The organism is Microbacterium sp. (genome assembly GCF_044508325.1).
Classification (GTDB): Bacteria; Actinomycetota; Actinomycetes; order Actinomycetales; family Microbacteriaceae; genus Microbacterium.
This window is the reverse complement of sequence record NZ_JBIQHX010000004.1, coordinates 120659-144072: the sequence shown is the minus strand read 5'-3', so window position 1 is coordinate 144072 and position 23414 is coordinate 120659. Positions and strand designations below refer to the sequence as shown.

General features: G+C 71.4%; 25 protein-coding genes. 17 read left to right on the top strand and 8 right to left on the bottom strand.

Features of this window, described 5'->3' with window-relative positions:
• Positions 1 to 7: 7 nt before the first annotated feature.
• The 3 genes from ACIWQI_RS05070 to ACIWQI_RS05060 are packed head-to-tail and all read left to right on the top strand — an operon-like array spanning position 8 to position 2960.
• Positions 8 to 1123: a hemin ABC transporter substrate-binding protein gene (locus tag ACIWQI_RS05070; RefSeq protein WP_396656031.1), complete on the top strand. Its 1116-nt coding sequence runs from the start codon at positions 8 to 10 to the stop codon at positions 1121 to 1123.
• Complete coding sequence (locus ACIWQI_RS05065) at positions 1120 to 2193, top strand: FecCD family ABC transporter permease (RefSeq protein ID WP_396656030.1); 1074 nt, start codon at positions 1120 to 1122, stop codon at positions 2191 to 2193. The genes ACIWQI_RS05070 and ACIWQI_RS05065 overlap by 4 nt, the downstream gene beginning before the upstream one ends.
• The gene (locus tag ACIWQI_RS05060) at positions 2190 to 2960 is read left to right on the top strand and encodes a heme ABC transporter ATP-binding protein (protein ID WP_396656029.1); all 771 of its coding nucleotides are present in this window, start codon (positions 2190 to 2192) and stop codon (positions 2958 to 2960) included. The genes ACIWQI_RS05065 and ACIWQI_RS05060 overlap by 4 nt, the downstream gene beginning before the upstream one ends.
• A 33-nt stretch (positions 2961 to 2993) precedes the next feature.
• On the opposite strand, the gene ACIWQI_RS05055 is transcribed toward ACIWQI_RS05060, so the two are convergent.
• Positions 2994 to 3347 (bottom strand): sterol carrier family protein, encoded by a 354-nt coding sequence (locus ACIWQI_RS05055; RefSeq protein ID WP_396656028.1) that lies wholly within the window; start codon positions 3345 to 3347, stop codon positions 2994 to 2996.
• Between the two features lie 171 nt (positions 3348 to 3518).
• Here ACIWQI_RS05055 and purD point away from each other — a divergent pair, with 171 nt between their 5' ends.
• The 7 genes from purD (at position 3519) to ACIWQI_RS05020 (ending at position 11565) form a co-directional block, all read left to right on the top strand.
• Entirely contained in the window at positions 3519 to 4793 is a 1275-nt protein-coding gene (gene purD, locus ACIWQI_RS05050) for a phosphoribosylamine--glycine ligase (protein ID WP_396656027.1), read from the top strand.
• A 31-nt stretch (positions 4794 to 4824) separates the two neighbouring features.
• Positions 4825 to 6036 (top strand): L-2-hydroxyglutarate oxidase, encoded by a 1212-nt coding sequence (lhgO, locus tag ACIWQI_RS05045; RefSeq protein ID WP_396656026.1) that lies wholly within the window; start codon positions 4825 to 4827, stop codon positions 6034 to 6036.
• A complete protein-coding gene (locus ACIWQI_RS05040) occupies positions 6033 to 7262 on the top strand; it encodes an MFS transporter (RefSeq protein ID WP_396656025.1) in 1230 nt (409 codons plus the stop codon). Before lhgO ends, ACIWQI_RS05040 begins: the two co-directional genes overlap by 4 nt.
• Before the next feature lie 84 nt (positions 7263 to 7346).
• The gene (locus ACIWQI_RS05035; RefSeq protein ID WP_396656024.1) at positions 7347 to 8210 is read left to right on the top strand and encodes a siderophore-interacting protein; all 864 of its coding nucleotides are present in this window, start codon (positions 7347 to 7349) and stop codon (positions 8208 to 8210) included.
• 28 nt (positions 8211 to 8238) lie between these two features.
• The gene (locus ACIWQI_RS05030) at positions 8239 to 9222 is read left to right on the top strand and encodes a phosphoribosylaminoimidazolesuccinocarboxamide synthase (protein WP_396656023.1); all 984 of its coding nucleotides are present in this window, start codon (positions 8239 to 8241) and stop codon (positions 9220 to 9222) included.
• A 70-nt stretch (positions 9223 to 9292) separates the two neighbouring features.
• Positions 9293 to 10615, top strand: a complete 1323-nt coding sequence (locus ACIWQI_RS05025; RefSeq protein ID WP_396656022.1) for a uracil-xanthine permease family protein — start codon at positions 9293 to 9295, stop codon at positions 10613 to 10615.
• A 65-nt stretch (positions 10616 to 10680) separates the two neighbouring features.
• The gene (locus ACIWQI_RS05020) at positions 10681 to 11565 is read left to right on the top strand and encodes a VOC family protein (RefSeq protein ID WP_396656021.1); all 885 of its coding nucleotides are present in this window, start codon (positions 10681 to 10683) and stop codon (positions 11563 to 11565) included.
• Positions 11566 to 11579: 14 nt separating this feature from the next.
• On the opposite strand, the gene ACIWQI_RS05015 is transcribed toward ACIWQI_RS05020, so the two are convergent.
• The 5 genes from ACIWQI_RS05015 to ACIWQI_RS04995 all read right to left on the bottom strand — a co-directional run bounded on the left by ACIWQI_RS05015 (position 11580) and on the right by ACIWQI_RS04995 (position 17369).
• Complete coding sequence (locus ACIWQI_RS05015) at positions 11580 to 12593, bottom strand: LacI family DNA-binding transcriptional regulator (protein WP_396656020.1); 1014 nt, start codon at positions 12591 to 12593, stop codon at positions 11580 to 11582.
• A 22-nt stretch (positions 12594 to 12615) separates the two neighbouring features.
• The gene (locus ACIWQI_RS05010) at positions 12616 to 14061 is read right to left on the bottom strand and encodes a GH1 family beta-glucosidase (protein WP_396656019.1); all 1446 of its coding nucleotides are present in this window, start codon (positions 14059 to 14061) and stop codon (positions 12616 to 12618) included.
• A 37-nt stretch (positions 14062 to 14098) separates the two neighbouring features.
• On the bottom strand, positions 14099 to 15013 hold the full coding sequence (locus ACIWQI_RS05005; protein ID WP_396656018.1) for a carbohydrate ABC transporter permease: 915 nt from the start codon (positions 15011 to 15013) through the stop codon (positions 14099 to 14101).
• On the bottom strand, positions 15010 to 16035 hold the full coding sequence (locus tag ACIWQI_RS05000) for a carbohydrate ABC transporter permease (RefSeq protein WP_396656017.1): 1026 nt from the start codon (positions 16033 to 16035) through the stop codon (positions 15010 to 15012). The genes ACIWQI_RS05005 and ACIWQI_RS05000 overlap by 4 nt, the downstream gene beginning before the upstream one ends.
• Before the next feature lie 65 nt (positions 16036 to 16100).
• The gene (locus ACIWQI_RS04995; RefSeq protein ID WP_396656016.1) at positions 16101 to 17369 is read right to left on the bottom strand and encodes an ABC transporter substrate-binding protein; all 1269 of its coding nucleotides are present in this window, start codon (positions 17367 to 17369) and stop codon (positions 16101 to 16103) included.
• 240 nt (positions 17370 to 17609) lie between these two features.
• On the opposite strand from ACIWQI_RS04995, the gene purS reads away from it, so the two are divergent.
• Entirely contained in the window at positions 17610 to 17858 is a 249-nt protein-coding gene (gene purS / locus ACIWQI_RS04990) for a phosphoribosylformylglycinamidine synthase subunit PurS (RefSeq protein WP_396656015.1), read from the top strand.
• Positions 17855 to 18562, top strand: a complete 708-nt coding sequence (purQ, locus tag ACIWQI_RS04985) for a phosphoribosylformylglycinamidine synthase subunit PurQ (protein WP_396656014.1) — start codon at positions 17855 to 17857, stop codon at positions 18560 to 18562. Before purS ends, purQ begins: the two co-directional genes overlap by 4 nt.
• 167 nt (positions 18563 to 18729) lie before the next feature.
• Here purQ and ACIWQI_RS04980 read toward each other — a convergent pair whose 3' ends face one another.
• Positions 18730 to 19164, bottom strand: a complete 435-nt coding sequence (locus tag ACIWQI_RS04980) for a DUF1761 domain-containing protein (RefSeq protein WP_396656013.1) — start codon at positions 19162 to 19164, stop codon at positions 18730 to 18732.
• A gap of 52 nt (positions 19165 to 19216) precedes the next feature.
• Between ACIWQI_RS04980 and ACIWQI_RS04975 the strand changes: the two genes are divergently transcribed.
• From ACIWQI_RS04975 to ACIWQI_RS04965, 3 genes are all read left to right on the top strand, one after another.
• Positions 19217 to 20140 (top strand): 2-hydroxyacid dehydrogenase, encoded by a 924-nt coding sequence (locus ACIWQI_RS04975; RefSeq protein ID WP_396656012.1) that lies wholly within the window; start codon positions 19217 to 19219, stop codon positions 20138 to 20140.
• Between the two features lie 118 nt (positions 20141 to 20258).
• Positions 20259 to 20822, top strand: coding sequence for a pyridoxamine 5'-phosphate oxidase family protein (locus ACIWQI_RS04970; protein WP_396656011.1), 564 nt, complete (start codon positions 20259 to 20261; stop codon positions 20820 to 20822).
• A gap of 48 nt (positions 20823 to 20870) precedes the next feature.
• Positions 20871 to 21035, top strand: coding sequence for a hypothetical protein (locus tag ACIWQI_RS04965; protein WP_396656010.1), 165 nt, complete (start codon positions 20871 to 20873; stop codon positions 21033 to 21035).
• A 30-nt stretch (positions 21036 to 21065) separates the two neighbouring features.
• Here ACIWQI_RS04965 and ACIWQI_RS04960 read toward each other — a convergent pair whose 3' ends face one another.
• Entirely contained in the window at positions 21066 to 21584 is a 519-nt protein-coding gene (locus ACIWQI_RS04960) for an adenine phosphoribosyltransferase (RefSeq protein WP_396656009.1), read from the bottom strand.
• Positions 21585 to 21638: 54 nt separating this feature from the next.
• On the opposite strand from ACIWQI_RS04960, the gene ACIWQI_RS04955 reads away from it, so the two are divergent.
• Both ACIWQI_RS04955 and ACIWQI_RS04950 read left to right on the top strand, forming a co-directional pair.
• Positions 21639 to 23288 carry a glycoside hydrolase family 13 protein gene (locus ACIWQI_RS04955; protein WP_396656008.1) on the top strand — a complete coding sequence of 550 codons (1650 nt, stop codon included), beginning with the start codon at positions 21639 to 21641 and terminating at the stop codon, positions 23286 to 23288.
• Entirely contained in the window at positions 23285 to 23413 is a 129-nt protein-coding gene (locus ACIWQI_RS04950) for a hypothetical protein (RefSeq protein WP_396656007.1), read from the top strand. The genes ACIWQI_RS04955 and ACIWQI_RS04950 overlap by 4 nt, the downstream gene beginning before the upstream one ends.
• Position 23414: the final 1 nt, after the last annotated feature.

The following is a 23414-nucleotide window of genomic DNA, read 5'->3' as shown; positions in this document are numbered from 1 at the left end:
TTGCCTAATGCGCCGACGTCCCTCGCTGCTGCTCGTCGCGGTCGTGGCGCTCGGGCTCACCGCCTGCGCGGGCGCACAGGCATCCCCCCGATCCGCCGACGAGCACTGCCCGCACGCTGCGGAGCCGCTGATTTCGCTCACTCTCGTCGACGATGTGCGCGCAGCGACGGGCCGCTCCACCGCATGCCTGCCCACTCACGCGATCGCCGCCGTCGACGACACGACCCCGCCCGAGCTCCCGGTGACGGTGACCGACGCCGAGGGCCGCAGCGTCGAGATCACCGACGTCAGCCGCATCCTTCCGGTCGACATCTCCGGCAGCATCGCCTCGACCGTGTTCGCCCTCGGCCTGGGCGACAAGGTCGTCGGGCGCGACGTCGCCACAGCGTTCGACGGCACCGAGCACCTGCCCGTGGTCACCAGAGCAGGCCACACGCTCAACGCCGAGGCGATCCTCGAGCTCGCGCCGACGGTCATGCTCACGGACACGACGATCGGACCGAAGGAGGTTCGCCAGCAGCTGCGCGACGCCGGCGTCGCCGTGGTCGTGCTCTCCGACGAGCGCCGGCTCGACACGGCCGACGACCTCATCCGCGAGATCGCAACCGCGCTCGGCGTGCCCAGCCGCGGCGCCGCGCTGATCGCCCAGCTCGATGCCGACATCGCCGCGGCGCAGGCCGAGATCGCCCAGGTCGCCCCGGAGGCAGAAGGCGACCGGGCGCGCCTGCTCTTCCTCTACGCGCGGGGCGCCGCGAACGTGTACTACATCTTCGGGCACGACTCGGGCGCGGACTCCCTCATCGAGGCCGTGGGCGGCATCGACGTCGCCTCCGAGATCGGGTGGGAGGGCACGAAGCCCATGACCGCGGAAGCGCTGGTGGCCGCACAGCCCGACGTGCTCGTGATGATGACCGATGGGCTGGAATCGGTCGGCGGCGTGGAGGGCCTGATCGCTCGCGTGCCCGCCGTCGCGCAGACCCCCGCCGGGCGCAACGGCCGCGTCATCGACATGGACGACACCGAGATCCTCAGCTTCGGGCCCCGCTCGGCGGAGATCATCCGCGCGATGGCGCGCGCCCTCTACGCGCCGGCGAGCAGCACCGCCGACGACCCGGCGTCGTGAGCGAGGAGGTCGTCGTCCCGACTCCGGCCCGGCACCGGGGGTCGCGCTTCGCCGTCGCGACGATCGTGCTCGCGCTGGCGCTCATCGCCGTCTGCGTCATCTCGCTCGGGCTCGGCCAGTACGCGCTGTCACCCTCGGAGGTGGTGGGCATCCTCCTGCGCGCGATCGGAGTCGACACGGACCTCGCGCCGGCCGCCCCCACCGCAGACGGGGTGATCCTCGACATACGCCTTCCGCGCATCGTGCTGGGACTGCTCGTGGGGGCGGCCCTTGCCGTCTCGGGCGTGCTCATGCAGGCGATCTTCGGGAACCCTCTGGCGGACGCCGCCGTGGTCGGCGTGTCGTCGGGTGCGGCACTGGGCGCCGCCGCGAGCCTCACCTTCGGTCTCACCGTGTTCGGCCTGTGGACGACTCCGGGGGCCGCCTTCCTCGGCGGCCTGGCCGCGGTGATCGCCGTCTATCTCATCAGCCGCGCCGGAGGGCGCACCGAGGTCGTGACGCTGCTGCTGACCGGCATCGCGATCAACGCGATCGCCGGAGCAGGACTGGCCTTCCTCACATTCCTGGGCACGACGTCCACGCGGGAGCAGATCGTGTTCTGGCAGCTCGGCTCGCTCAACGGCGCGCTCTGGCAGAACATCGCCCTCGTCGCCCCGCTCACCGCCGTCGGCATCCTCGCAGGCATGCTGGTGGCCGGCCGGCTCGACCTCTTCGCGCTCGGCGAGCGCACCGCCCGTCACCTCGGCGTGCGGGTCGAGCTGCTGCGGGTCGTGGTCATCATCACGGTGGCGGTCCTCGTGTGCGCCGCCGTCGCGTTCGCCGGCATCATCGGCTTCGTCGGGCTCATCGTCCCGCACCTGATGCGCATGATCATCGGGCCCGCACACCTGCCGCTGCTGATCGCGAGCGCGCTCGGCGGCGCGCTGCTGCTGGCCGTCGCCGACCTCGTCGCGCGCACGGCCGTTCCCCTCGCCGACCTGCCGATCGGCATGCTCACCGCACTCGTGGGCGGACCGTTCTTCCTGTGGCTGCTCGTGCGCACCCGTCGCCGGTCGGGAGGATGGGCATGAGCCGCCTCGTCGCCTCCGGCGTGTCCGTCGCCGTCGACGACGGGCGCCTCATCCTCGCCGACGCGTCGATCGAGGTGCGCGCGGGCGAGGTCCACGCCCTCGTCGGGCCCAACGGTGCGGGCAAGTCGACCCTGTTCGGAGTGCTCGCCGGCGATCTGACGCCGGCGAGCGGAACGGTCACCCTCGACGGAGCGCCGCTGGGCGGCATCCACCCCCGCGAGCTCGCCCGCCGGCGCGCCGTGCTGCTGCAGTCGAACACCGTGTCGTTCCCGTTCACCGTCGAGCAGGTGGTGCGGATGGGGCGGGCGCCCTGGGCACGCACGCCCGCAGAGGACCAGGACGACGCCGCGGTGCGCGACGCGATGGCCGAGACGGATGTCGCAGGGTTCGCCGCGCGCACGTTCCCATCGCTGTCCGGCGGCGAGCGCGCGCGGGTGGCGCTGGCCCGCGTGCTCGCGCAGGCGACGCCGGTGCTCATGCTCGATGAGCCCACCGCGGCGCTCGACCTGAAGCATCAGGAGGACGTGCTGCGCATCGTGCGGGCGCGGGCGCTCGCCGGTGCAGCGGTGGCGATCGTGCTGCACGACCTCAACGTCACGCTGGCGTACGCCGACCGGGTGACACTGCTGTCGCGGGGGCGGGTGGTCGCCGCGGGTGCGCCGGGCGAGGTGCTGACCGCCGCGCGCATCGAGGAGGTGTACGGGCAGCCGGTCGATGTGTTCCCCCACCCGGGCACGGGCGTGCCGGTGGTGGTGCCCCGCCGCTGACACCCGCACCCCGGCTTCGCCCGCGGCGGCGGCTCAGGGCCGCAGCGGCAGCACGTCGGCCAGATGCGCCCGGGTGCCGGACGCGAGGATCGACCCCTCCGAGAGCGCGACGTTCCAGTCCTGCTCGCCGAGGGCGACGGCGATCCACGTCATGGGGTCCATCTCGACCACATTCGGGGGCGTGCCGCGGGTGTGCCGGGGACCCTCGATGGCCTGCACCGCGCCGAACGGCGGCACGCGCACCTCGACCGAATTGCCGGGGGCCTTCTCGGCGAGCAGCTGCAGCAGATAGCGCACCGCCGTCGGCAGGTCGCTGGTCTCGGGCGCGCCGCTGCGGACCCCCGCGAGCGCGGCGCGGCCGTCCTCGGTGCGGATGCGGCGGGCCATGCCCCCACGGTACCCCGCACAACCGGTTCGCAACTCAGTCTCCGCGCCTGCAGGCCGGGCGCTGCCGCCCGGGATCACCGGCCCGGCCGCAGGCGGCGCACCCGCCGAGACTGAATTGCGGACGATCGGCGGGGCCGCACCCGTCCGGCGAGCCGCGGATAGGCTGGCCACGTGAGAATCCTGGTCCTCGGCTCGGGCGCGCGCGAGCACGCCATCATCCTCGCTCTGCGCTCCGAAGACGCCGGTCACGAGCTGTTCGCCGCACCCGGCAACGCCGGCATGGCGCACGATGCCACGGTCGTCGCCGTCGACCCGCTCGATCCCGCAGCGGTCACGGCGTTCGTCAACCAGGAGCGGATCGACCTCGTGGTGGTCGGGCCCGAGGCGCCTCTGGTCGCCGGCATCGCCGACGCCCTGCGCGAACGCGGGATCCCCGTGTTCGGCCCCGGGCGCGCCGCCGCTCAGCTGGAGGGCTCGAAGGCCTTCGCCAAGCGGATCATGGAGGCCGCGGGCGTCCCCACCGCTCGCGCCGTGCATGCCCGCACGACCGCCGAGGTCGAGGCGGCGTTCGACGAGCTGGGCGCCCCGCACGTGGTCAAGGCCGACGGCCTGGCCGCCGGCAAGGGGGTCATCGTCACCTCCGACCGCGCCGCCGCGCTCGCCCACGCCGAGACGTACCTGGCGCTCGGCCCCGTGCTCGTCGAGGAGTACCTCGACGGCCCCGAGGTCTCGCTCTTCTTCCTCAGCGACGGCGACACCGTCCGCCCACTGGCCCCCGCCCAGGACTACAAGCGTCTGCGCGACGGCGACGAGGGCCCGAACACCGGCGGCATGGGCGCGTACTCGCCCCTCCCCTGGCTCACCGAGCGCTTCGGCGGAGAGCAGGCGCTCACCGAAGAGGTCACGCACACGATCGCCGAGCCGGTCATCCGGCAGCTGGATGCCGAGGGCACCCCGTTCATCGGACTGCTCTACGCCGGCCTCGTGCTCACCGACGACGGCGTCAAGGTGGTCGAGTTCAACGCGCGCTTCGGCGACCCCGAGACCCAGGTGGTGCTCCCCCGACTGGTCGACCCGCTGTCGCAGCTGCTGCTGTCGGCGGCATCGGGCCACCTCGAAGACCACCCGGTGCCTGCGTTCGCCGAGGCGGTGGCGGTCACCGTGGTGGTGGCCAGCGAGGGATATCCGGCAGCGCCGGTGACCGGGCGGATGATCGAGGGGCTGGATGCCGCGGCAGCCGTACCCGGCGTGCACCTGGCCCACGCGGCCACCGCTGTGGCCCCCGACGGGGGGCTGGTCTCCAGCGGCGGGCGCGTGCTCAGCATCGTGGCCCTGGGCAGCTCGTTCGCCGAGGCGACGGCGCGGGCGTACGAGGCGGTCGGCCACATCCGGCTCGAGGGCGCGCAGCACCGCAGCGACATCGCGGCCCGCGTGAGGGAGACCTGAGCGCGCAGACCGCCGCGTTGCGGACGCACTGATGGGAGCGCAGCGGGTCGGCGTGGTCGGCGGGGGCATCGTGGGGGTGGCCCTGGCGCGGCTGCTCGCCGCACGCGGCGACACCGTGACCGTGCTCGAGAAGGAGTCGCGCCTGGCCGCGCACCAGACCGGCCGCAACTCCGGCGTCGTGCACGCCGGCCTCTACTACGCGCCGGGCTCGCTCAAGGCGACGCTGTGCGCGGCCGGGCGGGCGTCGCTGCGCGAGTTCTGCGTCGACAAGGGGCTGCTGTACCGCGAGGTGGGCAAGCTGGTGGTCGCCGTCGACGAGTCCGAACTGCCGGCGCTCGCCGAGATCGAGCGGCGATCGATCGAGAACGGCGTGCCCGGCCTCGCGCGGGTCGACGGGCTCGACCGCCTGCGCGAGATCGAGCCGCACGTCGCCGGAGTCGCCGCGCTGCACTCGCCGCACACCGCCGCCGTCGACTATGCGGCGATCACCGAGGCGATGGCTCAGGACGTGCGAGCGGCGGGGGGTGAGATCCGTCTCGGCCACGAGGTGACCGGGGTCCGTCTCGAACGGGGGACAGCCCGTGTCCTCACCGCGGTCTCGGACGACGTCTTCGATCGCGTCGTCGTGTGCGCGGGGCTGCACTCCGACGTCGTGGCGCGCATGGTCGGCGCCGACCCCAGTCCGAAGATCCTGCCGTTCCGCGGCGAGTACTGGGAGCTGCGCCCTGAGCGGACCGACCTGGTGAAGGGCATGATCTACCCGGTGCCCGACCCGCGCTTCCCGTTCCTCGGGGTGCATCTGACCCGAGGCGTGCACGACGACGTGCAGGTCGGCCCCAACGCCGTGCCCGCGCTGGCGCGGGAGGGATACAGCTGGCTGCGGTTCTCGGCCAGGGACACCTGGGAGTCGCTGCGCTGGCCCGGTGCCGGGGCGCTCGCCCGGAGGCACTGGCGCATGGGCGTCGACGAGATCGCGGCCTCGCTCATCAAGCCGCTCTACGTCCGCAAGGCGCGGCGCTTCGTGCCGGAACTGTCGATGCGCGACCTGGCGCACAGATCCGCAGCGGGGGTGCGGGCCCAGGCGTGGGCCCGCGACGGCTCGCTCCTGGACGACTTCGCCGTCGACCAGGTCGGTCCCGTCACGCTGCTGCGCAATGCGCCGTCACCCGCGGCGACCAGTTCGATGGCGATCGCCGCGCACGTCGTCGAACACCACCTCGACACGACCTCGGCAGACGGATGAGCGGCGCCGGCGGGCTGAGCACCCGCGACGTGCTCTGGCGCTTCGCGCCGATGATCTACGGGCCCACCCTGCTGTTCGGACTGGGCGAGGGAGCGCTGCTGCCCCTGCTGCCGTCGATCGCCGCGGCCGCCGGGGCCGACCTGTCCCAGGCGGCGCTCATCGCGTCGGTGCTCGTGGTGGCGCGCCTGATCGGCAACCTGCCCGCCGGATGGCTGGTCGCCCGCATCGGGGAGCGCTGGACCATGGCCATCGCGGGCGGGCTCGCGCTCGTCGGCGTGCTGGGTCTCATCTTCGCCCGCGGGCTCATCCTGCTCGGGGTGTCGGTCTTCGGCATCGGGCTGTGCGCGGCGGCATTCGGACTGGCCCGGCACGCCTTCATGACCACGCGCGTTCCCCTGCGGTACCGGGCGCGGGCGCTGTCGACGCTGGGCGGCTCGTTCCGGCTCGGAATGTTCACCGGGCCGTTCGTGGCCGCGGGCCTGGTCGCGGCCACCGGCACCGAGCAGGCGGCGGGATGGTTCTTCGCGGGATGCCTTGCGGCCCTCGTGCTGCTGGTGCTGCTCGGCCGCGACCCCGAGGACGAGCTGGGCCGGGTGACGCCGCCGAAGACCGAGCCGTCGAAGCCCGAGGGCGTCTTCCGCACCATGTGGCGGCACCGCGGCGTGCTCGTGCGCGTCGGCGGTGCGGCGGCGACCCTCTCCGGGATGCGGCAGGCGCGGATCTACCTGCTGCCGCTGTGGGGCGTCTCGCTCGGGCTGGGGCCGGAGCAGATCGCGCTGATCATCGGGCTCACCGGCGCCCTCGAGTTCCTGCTCTTCTACACGAGCGGCCAGATCATGGACCGCTGGGGGCGGCTGTGGGCCTGCCTGCCGTCGATGATCCTGATGGGCGGAGCGTTCGCGGGCCTGGCCTTCACACACGACCTCGCCTCTCCGACCGCATGGTTCATCGCCGGAGCCGTCGTCGTCGGCATCGGCAACGGGCTCTCCAGCGGCATCCTGATGACCCTCGGCGCCGACCTCGCGCCTGCCGCCGACCCGGCCCCGTTCCTCGGGTCGTGGCGCATGCTGTCGGATGCCGGCGCCGCCGGCTCTCCTCTGCTGATCACCGGCATCACCGCCCTTGTCTCCTTGCCGGCGGCCACCCTCGTCATCGGGGTCATCGGCCTGCTCGGGGCGGTGGGCTTCGCGGTGTACGTGCCGCGCTACCTGCCGCACCGTCGGTGAGGCCTCGGCGAGCCCGCCGGCCGCATTCCATGATTGGCTTGAAGGGGCGTCCGGCTGTTTCCGGTGCGCCCTCAGGAGGTTCTTGTGGCTCAGGAAGTCCGCGGCGCGAGCCGCTTCCACCGCGTCGGCGCGCGGCATCGTCTCACCGCCCGACGCGGCCGAGTGGTGTCGGTCACCGAGGTGGCGCCCGTGATGCTGCGCGTGCGGCTCACCGGCCCCGACTTCGCCGACTTCGCCAGCGACGGCCCGTCCGATCACGCGCGGGTGTACTTCCCCGACCCCGACACCGGAGAGTACAACCATCCCGAGCCGGCGGGGCCCGGCGAGGACGGCGTGATCCGCCCTGACGGCCCGGCGTTCCCCCGCGACTTCACCCCGCTGCATATCGTCCGCGACGGCGACGACGTCGCGGTCGAGCTCGACTTCTTCCTGCACCCCTCTGCCGGGCCGGCGTCGCGCTGGGCCGCACGCGCCGAGCCCGGCGACGAGCTGGTCGTCGCCGGTCCGCGCGGATCCCGCGGCGCACCGCAGGGTGCATCGCGTCTGCTGGTGTTCGCCGACGAGACCGCCCTGCCCGCCGCGGCACGCTTCGCCCGCGAGGTGCCGGCCTCGACCTCCGTCGACGTCGTGGCTGTGACCGGAGACGACGGGGCGTGGGTGCCGGGGTACCTCGCGGATGCCTCGGGCCGATCCGACATCCGGATGCAGCACGTCGAGGGCCCGGCCGAGGGCGACGCGCTCGTGCAGGCGCTGGCCGGAATCGACCCCATCGACGAGGGCACGTTCGTGTTCGCGGCCGGCGAGGCATCCGCTCTCCTGCCGCTGCGCCGCCATCTGCGCGGCGCCCTGGGCCTGCCCCACGAGCAGACGGCGATCAGCGGCTACTGGCGCCGCGGCGTCGTCGCCTTCGACCACCACACCCCGGTCGACCCGGAAGACCCGGACTGATCAGCCACCGCTCTGCGAGGATGGACGCGTGACCACCCCCCTCGACCTGCCCGGCTGGGCGCATGTGTACTCGGGCAAGGTGAGGGACCTGTACCGTCCCTCGACAGGTCCCTCGACAAGTCCCTCGACAAGTCCCTCGACAAGCTCGGGAAGCGGAAGCGGAAGCGGAAGCGGCGGCGGGAGCGGAGCCGGGAGCGGGGCGGGAGCCGACCGGATGCTGGTGGTCGCCAGCGACCGCATCAGCGCCTTCGACCACGTGCTCAGCCCGGGCATCCCCGGCAAGGGCGAGCTGCTCACGCGCCTCAGCCTGTGGTGGTTCGATCAGCTCTCCGGTGCGGACGGCGGACCCGCCATCCCGAACCACCTCGTCGCCGACGCAGACCCGGTGCCCGAGGCCGTCTCCGGACGGGCCATGGTCGTGCGGGCCCTGGACATGCTTCCGATCGAGTGCGTGGTGCGCGGGTACCTCACCGGGTCGGGCTGGGCCGAATACCGCGCTCAGGGCACCGTGTGCGGCATCCCTCTGCCCCCCGGCCTGCAGGACGGCGACCGACTGCCCGAGCCGATCTTCACCCCGGCGCACAAGGCGCCGCTCGGCGCGCACGACGAGAACATCTCGTTCGCACGGACCGTCGAGCTCGTCGGCGCCGAGCGCGCCGAGCAGCTGCGCGACCTCTCGCTCGAGATCTACCGGCGCGCCGCGCGCATCGCGCACGAGCACGGCCTGATCCTGGCCGACACGAAGTTCGAGTTCGGCCTCGACCACGAGGGCATCCTGAGGCTTGCGGACGAGGTGCTCACGAGCGACTCGTCGCGGTACTGGGATGCCGCGGCCTGGCAGTCCGGCACGACCCCCGCCGCGCGCATGGCGAGCTTCGACAAGCAGCCGGTGCGGGACTGGCTCGCCGCGCACTGGGACCGGCAGGGCACGCCGCCGGCGCTTCCCGACGCGGTCGTCGCGAGCACCGCGGAGCGATATCGCGAGCTCGTCGCGCGCCTCACCGGCGTCTGACGCGCGCTCCCAGCGAACTCCCAGGTAGGGTGACAGCGTCACCCGTCACACCTGTCGCAAAGGAGCGCGAATGCCCATCTGGACCCTGCACGGAAACGGACGCACCGTCGAACCCGGAAAGGTCGTCGGCCCCGGGGAGCGCCTGAACTGGCCGGCGACGATCGCGATCGGCGCTCAGCACGTGGTCGCCATGTTCGGCGCGACGTTCCTGGTGCCGATCCTCACCGGCTTCCCCGTCCCCACGACGCTGCTGTTCAGCGGCATCGGCACACTGCTGTTCCTGCTCATCACCCGCAACAAGCTGCCCAGCTACCTGGGGTCGTCGTTCGCGTTCATCGCGCCGATCACCGCGGCCACCGCGACTGCCGGCATGGGCTCTGCCCTCGCCGGCATCGTCGCGGTCGGCGTGCTGCTGGCGGCGGTCGGCTTCATCGTGCAGTTCGCCGGCCTCGGCTGGGTCGACAAGCTCATGCCGCCGGTCGTGTCGGGCACCATCGTCGCCCTGATCGGCTTCAACCTCGCGCCCGTCGCGTGGAACAACTTCGCCGTGGCGCCGGTCACCGGAACGGTGACGCTGGTCGCGGTGATCCTGTTCAGCGTGCTGTTCCGCGGGTTCCTCGGGCGCATCTCGATCTTCCTCGGAGTGATCGTCGGCTACATCTTCGCGGCGATCGTCGGCGAGGTGGACTGGTCGGCCGTGGACGCCGCTCCGTGGATCGGCTTCCCGACCTTCCACATCGCCGACTTCGCCTCCCCGGGGACGTGGTCGGTGATCGTCATGTTCCTGCCGGTGGTGCTCGTCCTCATCGCCGAGAACGTCGGCCACGTGCGGGCGGTCGCCACCATGACCGACCCGTCGGTGAACAAGCAGACCGGCCGTGCGCTCATCGCCGACGGCGCCGCGACGACCCTCGCCGGCTTCTTCGGGGGCTCGGGCACCACGACCTACGGCGAGAACATCGGCGTCATGGCGGCGACCCGCGTGTACTCGACGGCCGCCTACTGGGTGGCGGGCGTCGTGGCGATCCTGCTGGCGATGTCGCCCAAGGTCGGCGAGGTCTTCAACTCGGTGCCCGCGGGCGTGCTCGGCGGCGTCACGACCGCGCTGTACGGACTCATCGGCATCATCGGCATCAAGATCTGGGTCGACAACCGCGTCGACTTCTCGCGTCCGGTCAACCAGTACACCGGTGCGGTGGGCCTGGTGATCGCGATCGCCGGCTTCACGATGGTCTGGGGCGACGGCTTCCAGCTCGGCGCGATCGTGCTCGGCTCGGCGGCGGCGCTCGTCATCTACCACCTGGGCAACCTCATCGCGCGGTGGCGCAAGACCGGCGCCGACGACGGCGGCGGCCTGCCGGTGATCGGGCAGCTGGGCGGCGACCCGCAGTAGTCGCGGCCTTTCGCGGCATCCCTCACCCCGGGAATAGTGGGGTGAGGGATGCCGTTGCATCCAGCATGGAGAAACTTGCCGTGGCAACTAGAGACCGCATCGCCGCCGACACCGCAATGGGCGCGGTGACGCTGCTCGTCTCCGACCTCGACGGCATGACCGCGTACTACCGCGACGTGGTGACCCTGCAGGTGCTGGCCGCCGAGGGCGACACCGTCACGCTCGGGCGCGCCGGCCGGCCCATCGTCGTGCTCCGCCGCGAACCGCAGCTGCGGCACGCCGCACCCGGCTCGGCCGGGCTGTACCACACGGCGATCCTCTTCGAGACGCAGGCCGCGCTGGCCGCCGCCCTGTACTCGGTCGCCCGCCACGCGCCGCAGACGTTCACCGGCAGCGCCGACCACCTCGTCAGCCAGGCGTTCTATTTCACCGACCCCGAGGGCAACGGCATCGAGCTGTACTGGGACCGCGAGCGCAGCGCGTGGTCGTGGACCCACGGCCAGGTCGAGATGGACACGATCTTCCTCGACCCGAACGCGTTCCTGCGCGAGCACCTGACCCCTGAGGCGCTCGAGGGCTCGACCGCGACCGACGCGGCCACCGTCGGGCACGTGCATCTCTCGGTCGGCGACGTCGACACCGCCCGCGCGTTCTACGTCGACGCCCTCGGCTTCGACACCACGGCGACCCTCGGGAACACGGCGCTGTTCGTCAGCGCCGGCGGCTATCACCACCACATGGCGATGAACGTGTGGAGTTCGCGCGGCGCCGGCCCGCGCATGCCTGCGCTGGGCCTGGGCCGCATCGACCTGCAGCTGCCCGACGCCGATTCCCTGGGCGCTCTGCACGAGCGGCTGCGCCACCACGGGTTCCAGACCCGTGACGACGGGCGCACGCTCAGCTTCGAGGATCCGTGGAGCAACGTGCTGCAGGCATCCGTCGCCGCCTGACGCCCGCCGCCCCGCTACGCGCTCTCGCGCCGCACCAGTTCGGTGTCGAGGATCGTGACGTGCTCGGGGCTGCGCCCGGCGAGGATGTCGAGCAGCACGCCCGCCATCCGCTCGCCCTGCTCGAAGGAGGGCTGCCGCATCGTGGTGAGCTTCGGCGTCACCGAGGTGGCCACGGGTGAGTCGTCGAACCCGACGATGGCGACGTCGTCGGGCACGCCCAGGCCGGCGAGGGCGAGCACGTCGAGGGCGCCGCGGGCCATCAGGTCGCTCGCGATGAAGAGCGCGTCCACATCGGCGCCGGAGTCCAGGATGCGGCGCATCGCCGCCGCACCGCCGGCCGCCGTGAAGCCGCCGTCCTCCGCGCCCGCCTCTGAGAGCCCCGCGTCGGCGAGCGCCGCGCGGAACCCGTCGAGACGATCGACGCCGGCGGGCATCGTCGCCGGTCCGGTGATCGTCGCGATGTGCCTCCGGCCCAGGCCGATCAGGTGCTCGGTGGCGACCTGCGCCCCGCGCCGGTTGTCGACGTCGACGTAGTGGTCGCGCTCGCGCTCGCGCACCGGCCGCCCGCCGTAGACCACCGGGACGGCGGCGGCGATGCGGTCGATGAACGTGTCACTGGTGTGGTGCGAGACGACGATCGCGCCGTCGACGGCGCCCGAGCGCACATACGCGGTCGTCTTGTCGCCGGGATCGTCGCTGGCGATGATGAGATTGAGGACGTAGTCCGACCGGGTGAGCCGGGCGCTGATGCCCGACACGATCGAGGCGAAGAACGGATCCCCGAAGAAGCGCGTGGTGTCTTCGGGCACAATGAGGGCGATCGCGTGCGTCTGCCGGCTCGCGAGCGAGCGGGCGGCGCGGTTGGGCACGTAGTTGAGCTCGGCGATGGCGCGCTGCACGGCCTCCAGCGCCGCTGGCGACACGGCCGTCGAGCCGTTCACGACCCGCGACACCGTCGACCGCGAGACGCCCGCGGCAGCGGCCACCTCTTCGATCGTCACGCTCCCGCGCACGGCCTCGGTGGTCATCGCATCCCTTCTGCGTTCAGCGTCACCGATCGATGGCGCGGTCGGCGATGATCCGAGCGTATTCTGCACCGCTGTCTTTCACCGTGCGACGCTGCGTCTCGTAGTCGACATGCACGATGCCGAACCGCTTGTCGTAGCCCCACGCCCACTCGAAGTTGTCCAGCAGCGACCAGTAGAAGTATCCCCGCACGTCCACGCCCGCCTCCACCGCATCGAGCACGGCGTTGAGGTGCTCGCGCACATACTCGGTGCGCTCCGGGTCCGCGATGCGGACTCCATCGTCGCCCTCGACGACGTCGTCGTCGTAGGCGGCGCCGTTCTCGGTGACGTAGAGCGCGACGCCGGCCGGGCGCGCGTACTCCTCCCAGACCCGCGTCAGCACGCGGGTGAGACCCTCCGGCTGCACCTCCCAGTTCTGTCCGGTGCGCGGCAGCCCGCGCTCGTGCCAGTGGATGCCCTCGTGCGACGGGTAAGGCGACCGGGTCTGCCGGGGGATCACCGGGTCGCTGGGCGGCGGCACCGGGCCCGGGGTGCCCCCGACGAAGTCGCCCTGGTAGTAGTTGACGCCGAGGGTGTCGATGGGCGTCGAGATCGTCTGCAGGTCGCCGGGACGGATGGCCTCCTCGAGCGCGGCGACGGCACCGGCATCCACTCTTCTGATGTCCTCGACGATGTCGGCGGGGTAGACCCCGCGGAAGACCGGATCGAGGAACCACCGGTTGAACTGGCCGTCGACGCGCCGTGCGGCGTCGACGTCGGCCGGCTCGTCGGGGTCGGCCGGGTCGACGACGGTGAGATTGAGGGTGAGACCGAGATTGAGGGATGCGTCGCGCCCCCGCAGCTCGCCGATCACCTGTCCGTGCCCCAGCAGGAGGTGGTGCGCGGCGAGCAGCCCCTCCTCCACGCTGAAGAGGCCAGGCGCGTGCGCGCCCGCGGTGTACGACAGGAAGGACGCGCACCACGGCTCGTTGAGCGTCGTCCAGATGTCGACGCGGTCGCCGAGCGCATCGTGCAATGACAGCGCGTACTCGGTGAACCGCTCGGCCGACTCGCGCACCGCCCAGCCGCCCCGCTCCTGCAGGGCCTGCGGCATGTCCCAGTGGTAGAGCGTGAGCCACGGCACGATCTCGGCGGCGAGAAGCTCGTCGACGAGGCGGCTGTAGAAGTCGATGCCCTTCGCGTTCACCGCGCCCGCATCCGGCCGCACCCGCGCCCACGACGCCGAGAAGCGGTACGTCTGCACGCCCAGGCTCTTCATGAGCGCGACGTCGTCCCGGTAGAGGTGGTAGTGGTCGCAGGCCACATCGCCGTTGTCGCCGTTGACGACCGCCCCCGGGACGCGCGCGAAGGCGTCCCAGATCGAGGCGGTGCGGCCGTCCTCGAAGGCGGCGCCCTCGATCTGGTACGCCGCCGCCGCGACGCCGAACAGGAAGTCGTCGGGGAAGGCACGGGTCGCGCTCTGGGGCATCGGAGCAGGCTCTCTCATACGAGTGGTGGGCATGGTCTCATCCCTTCACGGCGCCGGCCATGATGCCGCTCACGAGCTGCTTGCCGGCGAAGATGAACAGCAGCAGGAGCGGGATCGTCGCCAGCACCACGCCGGCGAGGACGATCGAGTAGTCGACGAAGTAGTTGGACTGCAGCAGCGACAGCGCAACAGGCAGCGTCGGATTCTGCCGGTCGAGCACGATGAACGGCCAGAAGAAGTTGTTCCAGGCGCCCACGAAGGTGAACAGGAACAGCATGGCCGCCGCGGGGCGCGCCGCGGGCACGCCCACGGTGAGGAAGGTGCGGAACATCGTCGCGCCGTCCACGCGCGCCGCTTCGATGAGCTCGTCGGGAACGGTCTGTTTGAGGTACTGGGTCATCCAGAACACCCCGAATGCGCTGGTGAGCGCCGGGATGATGATGGCGCCGATCTGGCCGGTCCAGCCGAGCTCGGCGAACAGGATGTACAGCGGCACGACGCCCAGTTGCTGCGGGACGGCCATCGTCGCGATGACGAAGATGAGCAGCGCGGGTCCGCCGAGGAACCGGAGCTTGGCGAAGGCCCAGCCGGCCAGGGTCGAGGTGATGACCACGGCGCCGGCGATGAGGGCCGAGCTGTAGATGGAGTTCCACAGCGCCGGCCAGAAGTTCACCGCCGGGTTGGTCACCACCGACAGCGAGTTGGAGATGAAGTTCCCGCCCGGCAGCCACGGGAACTCGCCGCGCAGCGTGGTCGAGTCCCCGGACCCGATGATGAACGACCAGTACAGCGGGAAGATCGCCGACAGGAACACGACGAGAAGGATCGAATACGCCCAGAAGCCGGGGCGGGAGCCTCGGATGCGGATGGCCTTGGCTCCGCGTCGGCGCTGCGGCGTCTGCGGGATGGCCTCCTCCATGATCGCCAGGGGAGGCGGGGTGCCGATGCTCATCGTGCGGCCTCCTTCAGGTCGCTCTTGGCGGTTCGGGCGAGCTCGCGGCGCCGCCGCTTGGACAGCTCGGATCTGAGCCCTTCGTCGCGCACCAGCGTGCGCGTGATGAGGAGGTTGATCAGGCCGATGCCGAGGATGATGAGGAAGAGGATCCACGCCATCGCGGCGGCGCGGCCGAAGTTCCACTGGCCCCAGCCGATGTCGTACAGATACAGCGTGATGGTGAGCCACTGCTGCCCCGCGCCGCCCCGGCCGAACTGGTCGAACACCCGTGGCTCGTCGAAGATCTGGAGGCCGCCGATGGTCGAGGTGATGATGACGAAGATCAGGGTGGGCTTGAGGGAGGGCAGGGTGACCGAGAAGAACTGCCGGAACGCGCCTGCGCCGTCCACGGTCGCCGCCTCGTAGAGGTTGCGGTCGACGGCCTGCATGGCAGCCAGCAGGATCAGGGCGTTGTAGCCGGTCCAGCGGTAGTTGACCATCGTCGCGATGGCGACGTGGCTCCAGAACGGGTCTTTGTGCCATGGGATGGCGGGGATGCCGATGTTGCCGAGCCAGGTGTTGATGAGGCCGGACTGATCGGCGAACATCGCGTTGAAGATGAGCCCGACCGCCACCGGCGCGACGACGAACGGCACGAGCACGCTCATGCGCCAGAACGTCTTGGCGCGGATGTTGCGGTCGAGCACGGCGGCGATGAAGATCGCGAGGATGATCTGGGGGACGCTGGAGAGCACGAAGATGCTGAAGGTGTTGCGCAGCGCCGTCCAGAAGTGGGGCTGGGTGAGGATCCAGATGTACTGGTCGAACCCGATGAACTCGCCCGAGTTGCGGACCAGGTCCCAGTCCATGAACGAGATCACGGCTGTGTACGCGATGGGGAACAGGCCCACGATCGCGAACATGATGAAGAACGGCGAGATGTACAGGTAGGGGGACACCTTCAGGTCCCACCTGCTCAGCCGGTGCGAGAACGAGATCACTCGCGGGGCGCGGCCGGTGCTCGTGGATGTCACGGTCATCTCCTCGTCCGTGAGAAGGAGGGGTGCAGGTGCTTGCCGGCCTGCACCCCTCCCATCGGAATCGCTCAGAACGAGGCGATCTCAGTCAGCCAGTTGTTCCAGGCCGTCTCCTTGTCCTCGAGGCCGTCGAAGACGCGGGTGACCGCGTTCTGCAGCGCATCGTGGAACTGGAAGTACTTCTCGCCCTTGTAGGTCGAGACCGTGATCGCGTTGGAGCGGTCGATTCCGATCTCGCCGGTCGGGGCGTCGTTGAAGTACGCGTTGACGTAGCCGGTGAGGTCGGGGCTCTGCTGTGCCTCGAGCTGGCTCGGGAACGTGCCGGCGTTGTTGAACGCCTTGATCTGGACCTCGGGGGAGGTCAGCCAGTCGGCCAGCTGCTGGGCAGCCTCGATGTTGGCGCCGTCGGCCGGGACGACCAGGTACGACCCGCCCCAGTTGCCGCCGCCCTCGGGGAAGGCGTTCGCGATGTCCCAGCCGGTGACATCCGGCGCCTCGCCCTGGATGATGCCGTGCATCCACGGCGGGCAGAGCATGGCGGCGAACTCGCCGTTGGCCATGGCCGCGTACCAGTCCTCGCTCCACTGGCCGGCGAAGCTCGAGACCGGGATGGCGCGGTCGACGACCGTGTCGTAGGCGGCGCGGATCTCGGGGTTGTCGGCGGCGATGATGGTGCCGTCAGGCTCCTCGTAGGCGTACTCGAGCTGGTTCACCAGGCCCTGGAGCACCGAGTTCGCGGAGTCGATGAACGGCTTGCCCGTCTTCTCCTTGTACTCGTCGGCGACGTCGAAGAAGGCGTCCCACGTCGGGAAGAGGCCGGCGACCTCCTCGCGATCGCTGGGGAGCCCCGCCGCTTCGAACAGGTCGCCGCGGTAGCAGACGGCCTGGGGTCCGACGTCGGTGCCGTACGCGACGAGGTTGCCGGCGCCATCCGTCGCGGCGGCCTCCTTCCAGTCGAGCCACCGGCCCTTGAGGTCGTCGGGAACCGGCACCACGAGGTCGGAGTACTGCATCATCTCGGTGAACCAGTCGACCTCGACGGCCTCGACGTCGGCGAGGCCGCCCTTGCCGAGCTTCTGGAAGAAGTTGGCGCGGGCGTCGTTGGAGGTGGCCGCCTTGTTGTGCACGACCTCGATGCCGGTCTCGGCGGTGAACTCGGCGAGCAGCTCGTCGGTGTAGCCGAAGTCGTTGAAGGTGGCGAGGGTGATCGAGGCCGGCGTGTCGCCGCCCTCGGTGGTTTCGCCGCCGCCACCGCCGGCGCAGCCGGCGAGGACGAGGGCGGAGGTAGTCGCGACGCCGGCCACCAGGCCGATGCGACGCCATGCGCGTGATCTCACTGTCACTCCTTTGTGTGGGTCTTCGTGCTGGGTGCGTGTTCGCGTTTCCCGTCCCGCGTCGTGGGAGCGCTCTCACCGAACAGTTCAGAGAGTATGGGATCGCTCCCACGAACGCAAGGGAGCGCTCCCACGAATTGGGTCACGGTTGCATCACGGCCCTCGGGCGCCGGGGCGCACGTGCCCGTGCGCGCCGCCCGTAGACTGGGATCGGCCCCTTTCCGCGAACTCCGGAGCGCACTCATGCCCACCATCGTCGTCGACGTCATGCCCAAGGCCGAGCTGCTCGATCCGCAGGGGAAGGCTGTCGCCGGCGCGCTCGCCCGGCTCGGGATCGACCACTTCGGCGGGGTGCGCATCGGCAAGCGCTTCGAGCTGACCGTCGACGGCGAGGTCACCGACGAGGTGCTGGCCACGGCGCGCCAGGTGGCCGACGACATCCTGTCCAACTCGGTCATCGAGGACGTCGTGAGCGTCGAGGTGGTCGAGTGACCGCCCGGATCGGGGTCATCACCTTCCCCGGATCGCTCGACGACGGTGACGCCCGTCGTGCCATCGCGATCGCGGGGGCGGAGCCGGTCGCGCTCTGGCACGGCTCGCACGACCTCGACGGCGTCGATGCGCTGGTGCTGCCGGGCGGGTTCAGCTACGGCGATTATCTGCGCGCGGGTGCCATCGCCGCGCACGCCCCCATCATGGCCGAGGTGAAGGACGCCGCGGCGAAGGGGATGCCGGTGCTCGGCATCTGCAACGGCTTCCAGATGCTCGTCGAGGCGCATCTGCTGCCGGGCGGCCTGATCCGCAACGCGCACCAGCAGTTCATCCGCCGCGACCAGCGGCTTCGCGTCGAGAACGCCTCCACCGCGTGGACGAGCGACTTCGAGCAGGGCCAGGAGATCATCATTCCGCTGAAGAACGCCGACGGCGGCTACATCGCCTCGGAGGAGGAGCTCGACCGCCTCGAGGGCGAAGGGCTCGTCGCGTTCCGGTACGTCGGCGTGAACCCGAACGGGTCGCTGCGCGACATCGCCGGGGTCACGAACGAGCGCGGCAACGTCGTGGGCCTCATGCCCCACCCCGAGCACGCGACCGAGCCGGGCTTCGGCCCCGACACGCGGCTGGCGATGCGGTCGGGTGAGGACGGCATCCCGTTCTTCACGTCGGCGATCGCTGCGGTCGTCGCCGCCGCGGCGTAGGACGCAGCGCTCCCCCGGCGACTGCGGCCCCCGCGCGGTTCGCAATTCAGTCTCGCCGCTCGCCGGTGCTGGGGTCGCCTGCGAGATTTCGGGACCGGCACGGCCCCACCCGCACGCGGAGACTGAATTGCGAACGGGCAGACACCGGGAACCGGCTCAGGCCGCCGCTACACCGTGCCGGCGGGCGGCCACACGCCGATGATGACGGCCATCGCGAGCACGGTCACCAGCTCGTGGGCGATGTTCAGCACGGTGAGATTGGTCGGCCGTCCCTCGAAGATGTCGTGCACGATGAGGCGCCCGGCGGTGAACCCGGCCCACAGCGTCACGGCCGTGACGATCGCCGTCCACAGGAACGCCCCGCCGTAGAAGTGCCAGGCGATCGTCACCGATCCGGCCAGCACCCACGCCAGCAGGAAAGACAGCACGACCGACAGCAGCAGCGGCAGCCATGCCTGCGCGCTGGTGGTCGGTCTCGGCACCTTCGCCAGCCGCATCCACCGGTCGCCGAACACCTTCGGGGTATACCAGATCGAGCCGACCACCATGCTCGCGAGCGTCGCCAGCAGCACCGCCCAGTAGTTGATCTCGGGGATCGTCATGTGCGTCTCCTCGCTCTCTGCGGCCGACCTTACTCGCGGTAGGCTCGAGAGAGTGACTGCCCCTCTCATCGTGTCGGTTCCCACCACGCGGCTCCGCGACGACATCGCGCCGCTTCCCGAGGGAGTGGAGGTCATCGTCTGGGAGATGAAGGATGCTCCGCCGCGCGATCACATCGACATCGTCGTGCCGCCCTACCTCGACGTGAGCGAGCTCTATCCGCGGCTGGCCGAGGTGCGGGCGCGCCTGGTGCAGAGCCAGTCGATCGGGTACGACGGGGTCGCCGAGGCGCTGCCGCCGGGGCATGTCTTCGCCAACGCGGCGACCGTGCACGAGGCCGCCACGGCCGAGCTGGCGCTGGCGCTGATCCTCGCCGCGCAGCGCGGGCTTCCCGAGTTCGTGCGCGCCCAGGAGCGCGAGCACTGGCAGACGCTGTTCACCGCCGGCCTCGCCGACCGCCGGGTGCTGCTGCTCGGCTACGGCGGCGTGGGCAAGGCGGTCGCCGCCCGGCTGGCGCCGTTCGAGGTCGACCTGACCGTGGTGGCATCGCGGAGCCGCGACGAGGACGGCGTGCACGTGCACGGCGTCGACGAGCTTCCCGCGCTGCTGCCCGATGCCGAGATCGCCGTGCTGACGCTGCCCGGCGGCGACGCGACGAAAGGCATCGTCGACGACGCGTTCCTCGCGGCGCTGCCCGATGACGCGCTGGTGGTCAACGTGGGCCGCGGCCCGCTCGTCGACACCGACGCGCTGGTCGACCACGTCCGCCGCGGCCGCATCCGTGCGGCGCTCGATGTCACCGATCCCGAGCCGCTGCCCGAGGGGCACCCGCTGTGGTCGCTGCCCGGCGTGCTCATCGCGCCGCACGTGGGCGGGGCGTCCGGCGCCATGCGCCCGCGCATCGCGCGTCTCGTGCGCACGCAGATCGAGCGGATGCTGCGTGGCGACGAGCCGGTGAACGTCGTGCTGCGCAGCTGACCGGGCCGCACCCGGCGCGCCTCCCGGCCGCCGGGCCAAGCCCTTGCAGGGGGGCGATGCGCTGACTACCGTGGCGTTCCACGGAACTCCGCGACGGCTCGCGACGGAAGGAGCCGGCATGGCCTCGCCTTCGAGCGCCTCGGGCGCAGCGCGCCTGCGCACCGCGGAGTGCTGGTCGCTCCTGCAGATCCCCCAGGTCGGGCGTCTCGCCCTCGTCGACGGTGACGGCGTGCCGGAGATCTACCCCGTGAACTTCACGACCCACGAGGGGGCGATCTATCTGCGCACCGCGCGCGATTCGAAGCTGCGTCACCTCCACCTGAGGCCCGTCGCAGCGTTCGAGATCGACGGCGAGGACGAGCAGAGCCGCTGGAGCGTGGTCGTGCGCGGCGCCGCCGGCCAGCTGCGCGACGAGGACGAGATCCGCCGGAGCGGCGTGATGGATGTCGTCTCGCTCACCCCGACGCGCAAGCCCTACGTGATCAAGATCACGCCGCACTCGGTCACAGGGCGTCGCTTCGCCAAGGAGCTGCGGCCCGCACCGTCGGCCCGCGCCTCGGGGCCGACCGCCGCCCCGAAGGCGGCTCCGACGCCGAGCAGTCGGACGCCGAAGCGGTCGGAGCGCCCGGATCCGATCCCCCACCACCCGCCCGCGCCGGCTGGTTCGCACGGAGACGACTGAAGCCCGAGACGGTCTACCGCGGCGCCCGCCCGCAGGCGACACTGGAGTATGCACGCCAACGATCCCGGTGCGCATCACGTGCCTGCACCGGATGAGCCGACGATCCCCGAACTCGAGGAGGACGAGGACATCCCGCCCCGCCCGGAGGAGGAGATCGCCGACGAGCTGCGGACCGAGCCCGACGTCAGAGACCACTCGCACGACGTGGAATGAGCTTCACGCCGCAGTCCTGACCTCGGCCGTTCAGGCGCAGAACACCGTCCGCACGTCCGGCACGAGGGCGCGCCCTCCGAGCGCCTCGAGCTCGAGAAGCACGGACGTGCCCACGACGACCCCGCCCAGGCGCGGCACGAGCTCGTGCGCTCCCGCGAGCGTGCCGCCCGTGGCCAGCACGTCGTCCACGAGCAGCACCCGCGTGCCGGGCGCCATGTCGTCGTGAGCCTCTATCGTCGCCGTGCCGTACTCCAGGGCGTACGACACCGCCGCCGCCGGTCGCGGCAGCTTGCCTGCCTTCCGGATCGGCACCAGGCCCACCCCGGCGGCCATCGCCGCCGCGCCGGCGAGCAGGAATCCACGCGCCTCGATGCCGGCGACCACGTCGAACCCACCCGCGAAGGGCGCGATCATGGCGTCGATCACAGCACGAAGGGCTGCGGCATCCACCAGCAGGGGTGTGATGTCGCGGAAGAGCACTCCGGGCTCCGGGTAGTCGGGAATGGTTCTGATGAGCTGCTCGGCGCGCTCCAGCTCGGTCTCGGGCACTCGCCCACCCTATCCGCCGAGAGCAATGCAAGCGCTTGCCGTAGCCTCGAGCGCATGACTTCCCCCGCCCTCGGCCCGGAGTGGTGGCGCTCTGCCGTCATCTACCAGATCTACCCCCGCTCGTTCGCCGATTCGAGCGGCGACGGGGTGGGCGACCTGCCCGGCGTGACCTCCCGCCTCGATGCGCTCACGACGCTCGGCGTCGATGCCGTCTGGCTCTCCCCGTTCTTCACGTCGCCGCAGAAGGACGCCGGCTACGACGTCTCCGACTACTGCGACGTCGACCCGCTGTTCGGCACGCTCGCCGACTTCGACGAGCTGCTCCAGCAGGCGCATGCGCGCGGCATCCGGGTCATCGTCGACCTCGTCCCCAACCACTCGTCCGACCAGCACGTCTGGTTCCAGGAGGCCCTTGCCGCCGCACCGGGCAGCCGTGAGCGAGCCCGGTACATGTTCCGCGACGGCCGGGGCGACCACGGCGAGCTGCCGCCGAACAACTGGGAGTCGGTCTTCGGCGGCCCGGCGTGGACGCGCACCATCGACCCGGACGGGACGCCGGGCCAGTGGTACCTGCACCTGTTCGACGCCTCGCAGCCCGATTTCGACTGGTCGAACCCCGAGGTGCACGAGGAGTTCCGCCGCATCCTGCGGTTCTGGCTCGACCGCGGCGTCGACGGCTTCCGCGTCGATGTGGCGCACGGGCTGGTCAAGGCGGAGGGCCTGCCCGATTACGTGCCCCCGATCGACTCGGGCTCGATGGGCGGCGATCAGACCGACGTGCCCTATTGGGGTCAGGAGGGCGTGCACGAGGTGTACCGCGACTGGCGGCGCGTGCTCGCCGAGTACCCCGGCGACCGCGCCCTCTGCGCCGAGGCGTGGATGCCCACCGTCGAGGCGACCGCCCTGTGGGTGCGCCCCGACGAGATGCACCAGGCGTTCAACTTCGCCTATCTCGAGACGCAGTGGCATGCCGACGAGCTGCGCGCGGTCATCGACGCGTCCCTGGCCGCGTACGCGGCCGTGGGCGCGCCGAGCACCTGGGTGCTGTCGAACCACGACGTGGTCCGCCACGCCACCCGGCTCGCGCTCACGGCCGAGAACCCGCAGGGCCACGGCATCGGCCCCGACTCTCCCGGACAGCCGATCCCCGAGCTCGGCCTCCGCCGCGCCCGTGCCGCGACGGCGCTCATGCTCGCCCTGCCCGGATCGGCGTACCTCTACCAGGGCGAGGAGCTGGGCCTGCCCGAGGTGATCGACATGCCCCCCGGCGCCCGGCAGGACCCGACCTGGTTCCGCACGAACGGCGAGCGGTACGGAAGAGACGGATGCCGTGTGCCCATCCCGTGGGAAGCCGCTGCGCCCGCCTACGGCTTCAGCCCCACCGGCGCATCGTGGCTGCCGCAGCCGCCCGAGTGGGCGTCCCTGGCCAGAGACGTCCAGGTCGGCGACCCCCGGTCGACGCTCAGCCTCTACCGGCGGCTCCTCGCCGAGCGCCGCGCCCACGCGCTGGGCACCGGGGCGCTGGAGTGGCTCGACCTGCCGGGGCGTGGCATCCTGGCATTCCGCAACGGCGATGTGATCGTCGTCGCGAACCTGGGAGCCGCCCCCGCCGACCTGCCCGAGGGCCGCGTGATCGCCGCCAGCGAGCCGCTGGACGGTGCCACGCTGCCGACCGACACGACGGTGTGGCTCACCGCTGCATGAAGCGAGGGACGCCATGGGCGATCGGCGCCGGAGCCGAGCTGGATGCCTCCGGCGCCGATCCCGCGCCCGGGCAGCTCCCGTTCGAGCTCGTCGTCCGCGCCAGCACCGCGCGGTCCAGCGCGTAGG

Bases quoted from the DNA above. Each gene is read 5' to 3' on its own strand.
- ACIWQI_RS04950 (WP_396656007.1), top strand. From the start codon at position 23,285: ATGAAGCGAGGGACGCCATGGGCGATCGGCGCCGGAGCCGAGCTGGAT.
- ACIWQI_RS05055 (WP_396656028.1), bottom strand. From the start codon at position 3,347: ATGGCCCGCCGCATCCGCACCGAGGACGGCCGCGCCGCGCTCGCGGGG.
- ACIWQI_RS05060 (WP_396656029.1), top strand. From the start codon at position 2,190: ATGAGCCGCCTCGTCGCCTCCGGCGTGTCCGTCGCCGTCGACGACGGG.
- ACIWQI_RS05005 (WP_396656018.1), bottom strand. From the start codon at position 15,013: ATGAGCATCGGCACCCCGCCTCCCCTGGCGATCATGGAGGAGGCCATC.
- ACIWQI_RS05020 (WP_396656021.1), top strand. From the start codon at position 10,681: ATGGAGAAACTTGCCGTGGCAACTAGAGACCGCATCGCCGCCGACACC.
- purS (WP_396656015.1), top strand. From the start codon at position 17,610: ATGCCCACCATCGTCGTCGACGTCATGCCCAAGGCCGAGCTGCTCGAT.
- ACIWQI_RS05000 (WP_396656017.1), bottom strand. From the start codon at position 16,035: ATGACCGTGACATCCACGAGCACCGGCCGCGCCCCGCGAGTGATCTCG.
- lhgO (WP_396656026.1), top strand. From the start codon at position 4,825: ATGGGAGCGCAGCGGGTCGGCGTGGTCGGCGGGGGCATCGTGGGGGTG.
- ACIWQI_RS04970 (WP_396656011.1), top strand. From the start codon at position 20,259: ATGGCCTCGCCTTCGAGCGCCTCGGGCGCAGCGCGCCTGCGCACCGCG.
- ACIWQI_RS04955 (WP_396656008.1), top strand. From the start codon at position 21,639: ATGACTTCCCCCGCCCTCGGCCCGGAGTGGTGGCGCTCTGCCGTCATC.
- ACIWQI_RS05040 (WP_396656025.1), top strand. From the start codon at position 6,033: ATGAGCGGCGCCGGCGGGCTGAGCACCCGCGACGTGCTCTGGCGCTTC.
- ACIWQI_RS04980 (WP_396656013.1), bottom strand. From the start codon at position 19,164: ATGACGATCCCCGAGATCAACTACTGGGCGGTGCTGCTGGCGACGCTC.
- ACIWQI_RS05010 (WP_396656019.1), bottom strand. From the start codon at position 14,061: ATGCCCCAGAGCGCGACCCGTGCCTTCCCCGACGACTTCCTGTTCGGC.
- ACIWQI_RS05070 (WP_396656031.1), top strand. From the start codon at position 8: ATGCGCCGACGTCCCTCGCTGCTGCTCGTCGCGGTCGTGGCGCTCGGG.
- ACIWQI_RS04965 (WP_396656010.1), top strand. From the start codon at position 20,871: ATGCACGCCAACGATCCCGGTGCGCATCACGTGCCTGCACCGGATGAG.
- ACIWQI_RS05025 (WP_396656022.1), top strand. From the start codon at position 9,293: ATGCCCATCTGGACCCTGCACGGAAACGGACGCACCGTCGAACCCGGA.
- ACIWQI_RS05015 (WP_396656020.1), bottom strand. From the start codon at position 12,593: ATGACCACCGAGGCCGTGCGCGGGAGCGTGACGATCGAAGAGGTGGCC.